1 protein-coding gene (only partly in view) is annotated in these 14,362 nt (G+C 77.1%); it reads right to left on the reverse strand.

Going from position 1 to position 14,362, the window contains the following annotated elements:
- Window positions 1-11: 11 nt before the first annotated feature.
- Window positions 12-14,362, reverse strand: the 3' portion of a protein-coding gene (locus ACFXDE_RS06760; protein ID WP_380491595.1) for a type I polyketide synthase. The gene runs 13,735 nt beyond the window's last position; the window shows 14,351 of its 28,086 coding nt (coding positions 13,736-28,086); its start codon lies beyond the right edge, outside the window — the gene reads right to left on this strand; the stop codon is at window positions 12-14.

Below are 14,362 nucleotides of genomic sequence, written 5' to 3' on the forward strand. Positions count from 1 at the left end.
GGTGCTCTCCGTCAGTCCTGGGCGTGGTCGGGGTCGTTGCGCAGGGCGGCCTGCACCAGGTCGTCGAGGTCCATGGCGTCGATGGCGTCGGCTTCCTCGGCCTCCTGGGCGTCCTGGGCGGGCGCGCCGTCGGCGAGCCTCAGCAGCGCGTCCAGGACGCCGCTGCGCCGCAGGCGGTCCAGCGGGACGGACTCGACGAGCGCCCGCAGGCGGTCTCGCTCGGGGTCCCCCGGCTCCACGGCGTCCCCGTCACCGGCCAGCAGGCCGAGCAGGTGCGCGGCGAGCTCGGTCGGGCTCGGGTGGTCGAAGACCAGCGTCGGGGACAGGTCGAGGCCGGTCGCGGCGCCGAGCCGGTTGCGCAGCTCGATCGCGCCGAGCGAGTCGAACCCGAGGTCGCGGAAGGCCTTCTCGGGGCCGACGGCCTCGATGCCGGGCAGTCCGAGCACCTCGGCCGCCCGTCCGCGCACCAGCCCGAGGAGGGCGGCGGAGCGGCGGGCCGGGCTGAGCGCGGCCAGTTCGGCGCGCAGCTCGCGGCCGTTCCCGTTGTCCTCGCCGGAGCCGCCAGGGCCCTGCACGTCGGCGTAGCCGGGGAGTTCGGCGAGCAGCCGGCTCGGGCGGACGGCGGTGAAGGCGCGGACGAAGCGCTCCGGGTCGACGTCGGCGACCAGGGTGGTCGGCGCGGTGTCGAGGACGGCGCGGCGCAGCGCGGCGACCGCGACGGCCGGGTCGAGCGGCCGGATGCCGGTGCGGCGGGCGGCCTCCCCGGCCCGGGTGTCGGCGGCCATGCCGCCGCCGGCCCAGGCGCCCCAGGAGAGGGAGGTGGCGGCGAGTCCGTCGGCGCGGCGGCGTTCGGCGAGGGCGTCGAGGACGGCGTTGGCGGCCGCGTAGTTGCCCTGGCCGGGGTTGCCGACGGCCGCGGAGGCGGAGGAGAACAGGGCGAAGACGGCGAGGTCGTGGTCCCTGGTCAGCTCGTCGAGCAGGAGCGCCGAGGTGGCCTTGGCGCGGTAGACGTCCTCGAAGCGGTCGAGGGTGAGGCCGTCGATGACGCCGTCGTCGAGCACTCCGGCGGCGTGGACGACGGCGGTCAGCGGGTGCTCGGCGGGCACGGCGGCCAGGACGGCGCCGAGCGCCTCCCGGTCGGCGGCGTCGCAGGCCGCGAGGGTGACCGCCGCGCCGGTGGCGGCGAGTTCCTCGCGGAGCTCGGCCGCCCCGGGGGCGTCCGGGCCCCGGCGGCTGAGCAGCACGAGGTGCCGGGCGCCGGCGGCGGCGAGGCCGCGGGCGACTTCGGCGCCGAGGGCGCCGGTGCCGCCGGTGATCAGGACGGTGCCGGTCGGGTCCCAGTCCGCCGGATCGCTCACGGATCCGCCCGGTGTGGCGGCCAGACGCCGGCCGAGGACCCCGGCGGGCCGGACGGCCAGCTGGTCCTCCCCGTCCGGGTCGGCGAGGACGGCGGCGAGCAGGGCGGCAGCGCGCCGGTCGAGGATCGCGGGCAGGTCGATCAACCCGCCCCAGCGCTGCGGGAGTTCGAGCGCGGCGACCCGACCGAGGCCCCAGACGGCCGCCTGGGCCAGGCCGGTGACGCGGTCGCCGGGGGCGGCCGCGACGGCGTCCCGGGTGAGGCACCACAGGGGTGCGCCGATCCGGGTGTCGCCGAGGGCCTGCACCAGCGCGGCGGTGCGGACGAGCCCGGCGGGGACGGAACCGTCCACGGACTCGTCGAGCGCCAGGAGGGACACCACCCCGGCGATCTCCTCGGCCGCGTAGGGGAGTTCGGCGAGCTGCTTGGCGAGACCGGCCCGGTCGGCGTCGGCCTCGACGGTCAGCCGGACGCCGTCCGCACCGAGCGCGGCGAGGACCTCGTCGGTCCACGCCGGGTCGCCGTGGCCGGCGGGCACGACGGCGAGCCAGGTGCCGGCCGGGGCCGCGGCGCGCGGCCGGTCGAGCGGCTTCCAGACGATCCGCCGCCGGCGGGCGTCGACGGCGGCCTGCTCCTCGCGCCGGTCGTGCCAGTCGCGCAGCGCAGGGAGCACCTGGGCGAGGGCGTCGCCGTCGACGTCCAGGGTGCCGGCGAGCGCGTCGAAGGACGCGGTGCGCAGCGCCGTCCAGAACTCCCCGTCCGAGGCGGACGGAGACGCGGCCGGGGACGCCGCCGAGGCGAACGACTGCTCGGGCCAGTAGCGCTGCCGCTGGAACGGGTAGGTGGGCAGGTCGACCCGGCGGGCGCCGGTGCCGGCGAAGACGGCCGCCCAGTCCGGCGCGAGCCCGTCGGTGTGCAGGCGGGCGACGGCGGCGAGCAGGGTCGTGCGCTCGTCGCGGCCGTGGCGCAGCGCGGTGGCGGTGACCACCGGGCGGGCCGGGTCGGCGTCCTCGGCCGTGTTGGCCTGGACGAGTGCGGACAGCACGCCGTCCGGGCCGAGTTCGAGGTGGCGGCGCACGCCGCGGGCGGTGAGGGCGGCGACGCCGTCGGCGAAGCGGACGGCCTCGCGGACGTGGCGCACCCAGTACCGCGCCCCGAGCTCCGCCCCGGTGCCGCCGGTGACGACGTCGCCGGTCAGGTTGGACACGAGCGGGATGCGCGGGGCGGCGTAGGCGATGCCCCGGGCGGTCCGCTCGAAGTCGTCGAGCATGGCGTCCATGTGTACGGAGTGAAACGCATGGCTCACCCGCAAACGCCTAGTCCTGCGTCCGTCGGCGGCGAATCCGGCGGCGATGCGCTCGACGGCGTCGGCGTCTCCGGAGAGGACGACGGCGCGCGGGCCGTTGACGGCGGCGATGGAGACGCCGTCCGTCAGCAACGGCAGCACCTCCGCCTCCGTCGCCTCGACGGACACCATCGCTCCCCCACCGGGGAGTTCCGACATCAGCCGAGCCCGAGCAGCCACCAGGCTGCAGGCGTCCTCCAGCGAGAACACCCCGGCCACGTGCGCCGCAGCGATCTCACCGATCGAGTGCCCGACCACGAAATCGGGCCGCACACCCCACGACTCCACCAGCCGGAACAACGCCACCTCCAGCGCGAACAGCGCCGGCTGCGCATACCCCGTGTCATCCAGCAGCGCGGCCTCCGCCGAACCCTCCACCGCGAACAGCACCGGGCGCAGCGGCCCGGCCAGCCGTCCTTCGAAACCGGCGAGGACGGCGTCCAGCGCGTCGGCGAACACGGGGTGGGCGGCGTACAGCTCCCGCCCGGCGCCGGGGCGCTGCGAGCCCTGGCCGGGGAAGAGGAAGGCGGTCTTCCCGCCCAGGGCCGAACCCTGGACGAGCTGCGGCGCGGCCTGGCCGTCGACGAGGGCGTGCAGGCCCTGCGTCAGCTCGGCGCGGTCGGCGGCGAGCACGGCGGCCCGGTGGTCGTGCAGCGTGCGGGTGGTGGCCAGCGAGTGGCCGAGGTCGCGGACCGTCCGCTCCGGGTGCGCGGCGAGGTGGCCGAGCAGCAGGGCGGCCTGCTCGCGCAGCGCGGCGGGCGTCGCGGCGGAGAGCGGGACGGGCAGCGGCCGGTCGTCCGGGCGCTCCTCGGCCGGCTCGGCCGCGGGCGGCGCCTCGACGATGACGTGGGCGTTGGTGCCGCTCGCGCCGAAGGCGGAGACGCCCGCCCGGCGCGAGTGGCCGGTGGCCGGCCACGCGGTCTCCTCGGTGAGGAGCTCGGCGGCGCCGGCCGTCCAGTCGACGTGCGAGGACGGCGTGCCGACGTGCAGCGTGCGCGGCAGCACGCCGTTCTGCATCGCCAGCACCATCTTGATCACACCGGCCACGCCGGAGGCCGCCTGGGTGTGGCCCAGATTCGACTTCAGCGCGCCGATCAGGACGGGCCGTTCACGGTCCTGGCCGTAGGTGGCGAGGAGCGCCTGCGCCTCGATCGGGTCGCCGAGCTTCGTGCCGGTGCCGTGCGCCTCGACGGCGTCGACCTCCGCGGGCGTCAGGCCCGCGTTGGCCAGGGCGCGGCGGATGACCCGCTGCTGGGACGGGCCGTTGGGCGCGGTGATGCCGTTCGACGCGCCGTCCTGGTTGATCGCGGAGCCGCGCAGGACGGCCAGCACGCGGTGGCCCCGGCGCTCGGCGTCCGAGAGCCGCTCCACCACCAGGACGCCGACGCCCTCGGACCACGCGGTGCCCTCGGCGGCGTCGGAGAAGGTGCGGCAGCGCCCGTCCGGGGACAGCGCCCCCATCTCGCCGAACTCGACGAACCCGACCGGGCTCGACATCACCGTCACGCCGCCCGCCAGGGCCAGCGAGCACTCGCCCGACCGCAGGGCCTGGGCGGCCAGGTGCAGCGCGACCAGCGAGGACGAGCACGCGGTGTCCACGCTGACCGAGGGCCCTTCCAGCCCGAGGGTGTAGGAGAGCCGGCCGGACAGCAGGCTCGCGGACTGCGCGGTCTCGACGTGCCCGAGCTGGCCGATGGCCGGCCGGTAGTCGCCGCTGCCGCCGCCGATGAACACGCCGGTGTCGCCGCCGCGCAGGCCCACCGGATCGATCCCGGCGCGCTCCAGCGCCTCCCACGCGGTCTCCAGCACGAGCCGCTGCTGCGGGTCGACGACCATCGCCTCGCGCGGGGAGACCCCGAAGAAGGCGGCGTCGAACTCGGCCGCGTCGTACAGGAACCCGCCCTGCTGGGTGACGCTGCGCCCGCGCCCGTCGCGGTCGCCGTGGGCCAGCCGGTCGAGGTCCCAGCCGCGGTCCGCCGGGAACGGGCCGATCGCGTCGGCGCCCTCCCGCAGGAGCCGCCACAGGTCCTCGGGCGAACGGACGCCGCCCGGGTAGCGGCAGCCCATGCCGACGATCACGATCGGGTCGTCGGTGTCCGCGGCGACGGCCGAACGCTCCGGCTCCTGCGCCTCGTCGAAGAGTTCGGCGCGGAGGTGGGCGGCGAGGGCGGCCGGGGTCGGGTAGTCGAACACGAGGGTCGCGGGCAGCCGCAGACCGGTCGCGGTGGTGAGCCGGTTGCGCAGGTCGACGGCGGTCAGCGAGTCGAAGCCGAGGTCCTTGAACGGGTGCCCGGACGGCACGTCGTCGGCGTCGGCGTGACCGAGCACGGCCGCCGACTCGGCCCGGACGATCGCCAGCAGCGCCTCGGTGCGCTCGGCCGCCGACCGCTCGCGCAGACCGGCGCGCAGCGCGTCGGTGCGGCTCGCGGTCTCCTCCTCGGGCTCCGCGGCGACGCGGGCCTCGGGCAGGTCGGCGAAGAGCCGGGTCGGCCGGGTTTCGGCGAAGGCGGGCGCGAAGCGCTCCCACGCCACGTCGGCGACGGTGACGGCGGGGCCGTCGAGGGCGGCGGCGAGGGCCGCCAGGGCGCGGCCGGGGGCGACGGGCGGCAGCCCGTTGGCCCGCAGGTGCGCGGCCAGCGAGTCGGGCGTGCTGCCCGCCCAGGCGCCCCAGGCGACGGCGGTGGCGGCCCGCCCGGCGGCGCGGCGGGACTGGGCGACGGCGTCCAGGAGCGCACTGGCGGCGGCCTCGTCGGCCCGGCCCTTGACGCCCCAGGTGCCGGCGATCGACCCGAACAGCACGTAGGCGTCGAGCTCCCGGTCCGCGAGCGCCTCGTCGAGCGCCGCGAGGTCGGAGAGCAGGCCGGAGAGGTGGTCACCGGGCTCGCCGGAGCGGCCGGTGTAGAGGACGGCGGAGAGGTCCGGCAGCTTGGGGAGGGAGTCACCGGGAGTGCCGACGACGAGGGTCAGGTCGGTACCGGACTCGCCGAGCTCGGCCCGCAGTTCCATCCCATCCACGCCGATCCGATCACCGGCCGCATCGAGCACCCCGGCCGCATCGGGCGACTCGTCGCCACGCGCACCGGCCACCGGCACCGACTCTCCCGTCAGCACCACCACGTGCTCGGCACCCGCCTGGGCGAGCCAGCGCGCCGCGGGGGCCGCGTGGCCCTCCGGGTCGCCGACCACCAGGACCGTGCCGCGCGGGGTCCACGGCCGTGCCGTGTCGGCCGTCGTGGCGCGCACGAGCCGGCGGGCGAAGGCCCCGGCCGTACGCAGCGCCAGCTGGTCCTCGCCATCGCCCGCGGCGAGCAGCGCCCGCAGCCGGGCCGCCGTACGGGAGTCGTCGGGCGCCTCCGGCAGGTCGATCAACCCGCCCCAGCCCTCCGGGTGTTCGAGCGCCACCACCCGGCCGATGCCCCAGACCGCCGCCTGCGCGGCGTCCTGCGGGGCCTCGGTGTCGCCGACGGCGACGGCGCCGCGGGTGAGGCACCACAGCGGGGCCTCGACGCCGGCCTCACCGAGGGCGGCGAGCAGGGCGTCCGGCCGGGCGAGCCCGGTGGGCACGGCGCCGGAGGCGGCGAGCAGGGACACGACCCCGGCGATCGGCCCGCCGTCCCGGTCGACGGCGACGCGGAGTGCTCCACCGACCGTTCCCCCAGACGAAGCCGAGTCCAGGACATCACCCGTCACCCGCACCACATCCGCGCCCAGCGCGGCGAGCACCGCGGACGTCCAGGAGTCGTCCTGCCCCTCCGCCACGAGCACCAGCCACGTCCCCGGCAGGGCGTCCGGCCCGGCAGGAGCCGCGTACGGCTTCCAGACCGCCCGGTAGCGCAGCCGGTCCGCGTCCGTCCGCTCGGTCCGGCGGCGGCGCCACGCCGAGAGGGCGGGGAGCAGCGCGCCGAGCGACGTGTCGTCGTCCAGGCCCAGCGTCGTGCCCAGCGCAGCGGTGTCGGCGCGCTCGACGGCGGACCAGAACGCGGCATCCGCCGGGTCGCCGGCGGCGACGGGCTCGGGTGCGCGCTCGGGCCAGTAGAGCTCGCGCTGGAACGGGTAGGTGGGCAGGTCGACGCGGCGGGCACCGGTGCCGTCGAACAGCCGCGTCCAGTCGACCGGCACGCCCGCGACGTGCAGGCGGGCCAGCGCCGTGACCAGGGAGTGCTCCTCGGGCCGGTCGCGGCGCTGCAGCGCGGCGACGGGGCCGTCCACGGTCCGCTGGACGAGTGCCGACAGCACGCCGTCGGGGCCGAGCTCCAGGAAGGCGGTGGCACCCGCCTCTTCGAGCGCCCGGACGCCGTCGGCGAAGCGGACGGTCTCGCGGACGTGGCGCACCCAGTACTCGGGCGACTCGACGCCGTCGGCGAGCGCGCCCGTCAGGTTGGAGACCAGCGGGATCGAGGGCGCCGTGTAGGCGAGCCCGTCGAGGACGGCCCGGAAGCCGTCCAGCATCGGCTCCATCAGCGGGGAGTGGAAGGCGTGCGAGACGCGCAGGCGCGTGGTCCGCCGGTCGGCGAAGTGCGCCTCGATCGCGGCGACGCCCTCGGCAGCGCCCGACACGACCACGGACGTCGGGCCGTTCACCGCCGCGATGGAGACGGACTCGTCCAGCAACGGCAGGACTTCGTCCTCCGAAGCCTCCACGGCGAGCATCGCTCCGCCCTCCGGGAGCGCTTGCATCAGCCGGCCGCGCGCAGCCACCAGGGCACACGCGTCCTCCAGCGAGAACACCCCGGCGACGTGCGCCGCCGCCACCTCGCCGATCGAGTGTCCGGCCACGAACTCCGGGCGCACGCCGAGCGATTCGACGAGCCGGAACAGCGCGACCTCGACCGCGAACAGCCCGGCCTGGGCGTACTCCGTCCGGTTCACGAGGTCCGCGTCGTCGCCCCACACCACGTCGCGCAGCGGCCGGTCCAACAGCTGGTCCAGCCGTGCGCAGACGCCGTCGAAGGCCTCGGCGAACACCGGGAAGCGGGCGTACAGCTCCCGTCCCATGCCGAGCCGCTGCGAGCCCTGCCCGGAGAAGAGGAACGCCGTCGAGCGCTCTCCCGCCACCCCGCGCGCGACCTCCGCACCGTCCAGCAGCACCGCCCGGTGCCCGAGGAGCGCACGCCCGGCGGCCAGCGAGTGGGCGACGTCCAGCGCGGACGGCCCGTCCACGTCGGCGAGGCGCGCGAGCGAAGCGTCCAGCGCGGCCTCCGACTTGGCGGAGACCACCCACGGCGCCGCGCCCACGGCCGACACCGAACCGGCTGCCTCAGGATCGGCAGGCGCCTGCTCCAGCAGGACGTGCGCGTTGGTGCCGCTGACGCCGAAGGCGGAGACGCCGGCCCGGCGCGGGCGGCCGGTGGCCGGCCAGTCGCGGGCGTCCGTCAGGAGCTCCACGGCGCCGGCCGTCCAGTCGACGTGCCGGGAGGGCGCGTCGACGTGCAGCGACTTCGGCAGTTCCCCGTGCTGCATCGCGAGCACCGTCTTGATCACACCGGCGGCGCCCGCGGCGGCCTGGGTGTGGCCGAGGTTGGACTTCACCGAGCCGAGCAGGAGCGGGAGTTCGCGGTCCCGACCGTAGGCGGCCAGCAGGGCGTGTGCCTCGATCGGGTCGCCGAGGGCGGTGCCGGTGCCGTGCGCCTCGACGGCGTCGACCTCGGCGGCGGTCAGGCCCGCGTCGGCGAGGGCCGCGCGGATCACCCGCTGCTGGGCCCGGCCGTTGGGGGCCGTCAGCCCGTTGGAGGCGCCGTCCTGGTTGACGGCGGATCCGCGCACGACCGCGAGCACCGGGTGCCCGTTGCGCCGCGCGTCCGAGAGCCGCTCCAGCACCAGCACGCCCGCGCCCTCGGACCAGGCGGTCCCGTCGGCGGCGTCGGCGAAGGGCTTGCAGCGGCCGTCGGAGGCCAGTCCGCCCTGCGCGGTGAACTCGACGAAGGCGTCCGGGCTGGACATCACCGAGGCGCCGCCGGCCAGGGCCAGCGAGCACTCCCCGGCGCGCAGCGCGCGGGCGGCCAGGTGGAGCGAGACGAGGGCGGAGGAGCACGCGGTGTCGACGGTGACGGCCGGGCCCTCCAGACCGAGGGTGTAGGAGAGGCGGCCGGACAGGACGCTCGCCGTGTTGCCGGTGGCGACGTGGCCGCGGACGTCGGCGGTGCCGCGGCGCAGCACGGTCAGGTAGTCCTGCCCGTTGGTGCCGACGAAGACGCCGGTGTCGCTGCCGCGCAGCCGGTCGGGGGCGATGCCGGAGCGCTCCAGGGCCTCCCAGGAGGTCTCCAGGAGGAGGCGCTGCTGGGGGTCCATGGCGAGGGCTTCGCGGGGCGAGATGCCGAAGAAGCGGGCGTCGAAGCGGCCGACGCCGTCGAGGAAGCCGCCGTGGAGGGTGGCGGAGCCGCCGCGGCCGAGGGCGTCGAGGTCCCAGCCGCGGTCGGCGGGGAACGGGCGGATGGCGTCGGCGCCGTCGCCGAGCAGTCGCCAGAGGTCCTCCGGGGACTCGATGCCGCCGGGGAAGCGGCAGGCCATGCCGACGATGACGACGGGGTCGTCCGAGACGTCCCGCGGGGCCGGGGCCCGGTCGGGTTCGGGGAGGGTGCCGAGGAGTTCGGCGAGGAGGTGGGCGGCCAGGTCCGCGGGGGTCGGGTGGTCGTAGACCAGGGTGGCGGGCAGGCTCAGGCCGGTGGCGGCGGTGAGGGCGTTCCGCAGTTCGACGGTGGTGAGGGAGTCCATGCCGAGGTCGGTGAAGGGCTGGTCGGCGCCGACGCGTTCGCCGCCCGCGTGGCCGAGGACGGCCGCGACGCGGGTGCGCACGAAGTCGAGGACGAAGCGCTCCCTGGCCTGCTCGGACAGTTCGGCGAGGCGCCGGCGCAGCCCGGACTCCGGGGCGGCCGCGGCCGGACGGCCGACCGCTCCGGCCAGCGGGGCGATCAGCGGGACGGGCCGCTGCGCGGTGAAGACGGCGGCGAAGCGCTGCCAGTCGATGTCGGCGACGGTGAGCGCGGTGTCGTCGTGGTCGAGGGCGTGCCCGAGGGCGGTCAGGGCGCGCTCGGGCGCCATCGGGCCGTAGCCGCCGCGGCGCACCCGCTGTTCGACGCCGGCCCCGGCCATGCCGTCGCCGGCCCACGGGCCCCACGCGATGGCGGTGGCCCGCAGGCCGCGGGCGCGGCGCTGCTCGGCGAGGGCGTCCAAGGAGGCGTTGGCGGCGGCGTAGTTGGCCTGTCCGGCGGCGCCGATGGTGCCGGCGGTGGAGGTGAACAGGACGAAGGCGGCGAGGTCGGTGTCGCGGGTCAGCTCGTCGAGGTGGTGCGCGGCGTCGACCTTGGGACGGAACACCTCGGCGAAGTGCTCGGGGGTCAGGGTGTCGAGGGTCCCGTCGGCGACGACGCCGGCGGTGTGGAAGACCGCGGTGAGCGGCCGGTCGGCGGGGACGGCGGCCAGGACGGCCGCGAGGGCGTCCCGGTCGGCGGTGTCGCAGGCGGCCAGGGTGACGTCGGCGCCGAGCGCGGCGAGGTCGGCGCGCAGCTGCTCGGCGCCGGGGGCGTCCGCGCCGCGGCGGCTGAGCAGCAGCAGGTGCGGGGCGCCCTGGGCGGCGAGGCGGCGGGCGAGCTGCCCGCCGAGGCCGCCGGTGCCGCCGGTGATCAGGACGGTGCCGGCGGGCGCGTACGGCCGGGCGGCCGGGCGCCCGCCCGACGGGTGAGCCAGCGGGTGGCGCACGAGGCGCCGGGCGAAGGTGCCGGAGGCGCGGACGGCGAGCTGGTCCTCGCCGTCGGTGCGGGCGAGCGCGGCGGCCAGGCGGCGCAGCGCGGTGTCGTCGAGCTGCTCCGGCAGGTCGATCAGCCCGCCCCAGCGGGTGGGCAGTTCGAGGGCGGCGGAGCGGCCGAGGCCCCAGACGGCGGCCTGCCGGGGGTCGGCGGGCCGGTCGGAGCGGCCGGTGGCGACGGCGCCGCGGGTGAGGCACCACAGCGGGGCCTCGACACCCGCCTCGCCGAGGGCCTGGACGGCGGCGACGGTGGCCGCGAGCGGGTCGTCGCCCGGGGCGCCCGGGGCGGCCGGAGAGCCGAGGGCGAGCAGGGACAGGACGCCGGTGACGTCACCGACCTCCGCCTCGCGCAGCTGTGCGGCGAGCGCGGCCCGGTCGGTCGAGGCCCGGAGAACCACCCCGTCGACCAGCCCGTCCGCCCACGGCGCGTCGTCCGACGCGAGCACCAGCCAGCGGCCGGAGGGCCGGGCCGCGGCGTCGCCCGTCGCGTCGAGCGGCGTCCAGGAGGCGCGGTAGCGCCAGGCGTCCACGGTGGTGCGCTCGCGGCGGGCGCGGCGCCAGGTGGAGAGGGCGGTCACGGTGTCGGTGTCGAGGTCCAGCCCGGCGCCGAGCGCCCCGAGGTCGCCGCGGTCGACGGCGGCCCAGAACTCGGCGTCCACGGGGTCGGATCCCGCCGACGGGACGGGCCGGGACTCCGGCCAGTAGCGCTCCCGCTGGAACGGGTAGGTGGGCAGGTCGGCGCGGCGGGCGCCGGTGCCGGCGAAGACGGCCGCCCAGTCGGGGCGCAGGCCGCCGACGGCCAGCCGGGCGAGCGCGGCCGTGAGGGCCGGCGCTCCGGGCCGGCCGCGGCGCAGCGCGGGCGCGCCGGTGAGGCGGGCGCCGTCGCCGAGGGTGTCGCGGGCGGCGGCGGTGAGGACGCCGTCCGGGCCGAGTTCGAGGAAGGCGGCGGCGCCGTGGCCGGCGAGGGCCTGGACGGCGTCGGCGAAGCGGACGGTGCCGCGCACCTGCCGGGCCCAGTAGTCGGGTGCGGCGAGCTCGTCGGCGGTGGCGGGGGCGCCGGTGACGGTGGAGATGAGCGGGATCGCCGGGGCGTCGTAGGTGAGCGTGGCGGCGACGCGGGTGTAGGCGTCGAGCATCGGCTCCATGTGCGGCGAGTGGAAGGCGTGCGAGACGCGCAGGCGCTTGGTACGCCTCCCGGTGAACTCCCCTGCGATGCGGAGGACTTCGTCCTCGTCGCCCGCGAGCACCACCGCCGTGGGCCCGTTGACGGCGGCGATGGAGACGCCGTCCGTCAGCAGCGGCAGCACCTCCGCCTCCGTCGCCTCGACGGACACCATCGCTCCCCCACCGGGGAGTTCGGACATCAGCCGAGCCCGAGCAGCCACCAGCGAGCAGGCGTCCTCCAACGAGAACACCCCCGCCACGTGCGCCGCAGCGATCTCACCGATCGAATGCCCGACCACGAAGTCCGGTCGCAGACCCCACGACTCCACCAGCCGGAACAACGCCACCTCCAGCGCGAACAGCGCCGGCTGCGCATACCCCGTGTCATCCAGCAGCGCGGCCTCCGCCGAACCCTCCACCGCGAACAGGACGTCCCGGACGGGCCGTTCGTAGCCGAGGTCGAAGCGGGCGAGGACGGCGTCCAGCGCCTCCGCGTACACCGGGTACCGGTCGTACAGCTCCCGGCCCATGGCCGGGTACTGGCTGCCCTGACCGGTGAACAGGAAGGCCAGGCCGCCGCCGGCCGCCCGGCCGGTGACGAGGGCGGCGTCCGGCAGGCCGTCGCGCAGGGCGGCGAGGGCGCGCTGGAGCTCGGCGCGGTCGCCGGTGGTGACGGCGGCCCGGTGGTCGAGCGCGGTGCGGGTGGTGGCGAGGGAGAACGCCAGGTCGGCGAGCGGCAGTTCGGGCCGTTCGTCGAGTGCGGTCAGCAGTCGCACGGCCTGGGCGCGCAGGGCCTCGTCGGTGCGGGCGGACAGCGCGAAGGGCACGGTGTCGCCGTCCGCCGGCGCGGCCGGGACCGCGGCGGCCGGGGCCTGTTCGAGGATCACGTGCGCGTTGGTGCCGCTCAGCCCGAAGGAGGAGACGGCGGCGCGGCGGGCCCGCCCGGTCTCGGGCCAGTCACGCGCCTCGGCGAGGAGCTCGATGGCGCCCTCCGTCCAGTCGACGTGCGTGGACGGCCGGTCGATGTGCAGGCTGGCCGGGAGCACGCCGCTGCGCAGCGCGAGCACGGTCTTGATGACGCCGGCCACGCCGGAGGCCATCTGGGTGTGGCCGATGTTGGACTTCACCGAACCGAGGAGCAGCGGCAGTTCGCGGTCCTGGCCGTAGGTGGCGAGCAGCGCCTGCGCCTCGATCGGGTCGCCGAGCTTCGTGCCGGTGCCGTGGCCCTCGACGGCGTCGACCTCGCCCGGGGCGAGCCGGGCGTTGGCGAGCGCGGCGCGGATCACGCGCTGCTGCGCGGGCCCGTTGGGCGCGGTGAGGCCGTTGGAGGCGCCGTCCTGGTTGACGGCGGAGCCGCGCAGGACGGCGAGCACCGGGTGGCCGAGCCGCTCGGCGTCGGAGAGGCGCTCGACCAGGACGAGGCCGACGCCCTCGGCGAGGCTCATGCCGTCGGCGGCCTCGGCGTAGGCCTTGCAGCGGCCGTCGACGGCCATCGCGCGCTGGCGGCTGAAGCCGACGAAGGCGTTGGGCGTGGCCATGACGCTGACGCCGCCGGCGAGGGCGAGCGAGCTCTCCCCGTTGCGCAGCGACTGGCAGGCCAGGTGCAGGGCGACGAGCGAGGACGAGCACGCGGTGTCGAGCGTGACGGCCGGGCCCTCGAATCCGAAGGTGTAGGAGAGCCGGCCGGACAGGACGCTCGGGATGGTGCCGGTGACGAGGTGGCCCTCGGCGCCGTCCTGGGCGGAGTCGCCGGGGCTGTAGTCCTGGTAGCTGGCGCCGATGAAGGTGCCGGTGAGGCTGCCGCGCAGGGCGGACGGGTCGAGGCCGGCGCGTTCCATGGCCTCCCAGGCCGTCTCCAGGAGGAGACGCTGCTGCGGGTCCATGGCGAGGGCCTCGCGCGGGGAGATGCCGAAGAACGCGGCGTCGAAGTCGGCGACGCCCTCCAGGAAGCCGCCGCGCACCGAGTAGGTGCGGCCGGGCGCGTCCGGGTCCGGGTCGTACAGCCCCTCGGTGTCCCAGCCGCGGTCCGCCGGGAACTCGGTGATGGCGTCGCCGCCCGAGGTGACGAGCCGCCACAGGTCCTCGGGCGAGGCGATCCCGCCGGGGTAGCGGCAGCTCATGCCGATGATGGCGATCGGCTCGTCCGGCGCGGCGCCCGCCACCGTGGCGGCGGGGCCGCCGACGGCGGCGCCGGCGATCTTCTCGCGCAGGAAGCGCACCAGGGCGAGCGGGTTGGGGTGGTCGAACACGAGGGTGCTGGGCAGCGTGAGCCCGGTCGCGGCGGCCAGCCGGTTGCGCAGGTCGACGGCGGTCAGCGAGTCGAAGCCGACGTCGCGGAAGGCCCGCTGCTCGGACAGCACGTCCGGCGAGGCGTGGCCGAGCGTGGTGGCCGCCTCGGCCCGGACCAGGTCCAGCAGCCGGCGCTCCTGCTCGGCGGCCGGCAGGGCGCGCAGCCGGGCGGCGAACTCGCCGTCCCCGGCGGGGCGTTCGGCGGCCTCGGCGAGCCGGCGCACCTCGGGGACGTCCTCGAACAGGGCGGTCGGGCGGCCGGAGGTGAAGACCGGGTGGTAGCGCTCCCAGTCGACGTCGGCGATCGCGAGCACCTGCTCGTCGGCGTCCAGGGCCTGGCGCAGCCCGTCCAGGGCGAGCGAGGGGTCCATGAAGACCAGGCCGCTGCGCCGGATCTGGCCCGGGTCGACGCGGCCGAGCTTCAGGTCGTCGGACCAGATGCCCCAGGAGATCGCGGTGGCCCGGC

The sequence above is a fragment of the Kitasatospora sp. NPDC059408 genome (genome assembly GCF_042751525.1).
Taxonomy (GTDB): domain Bacteria; phylum Actinomycetota; class Actinomycetes; order Streptomycetales; family Streptomycetaceae; genus Kitasatospora.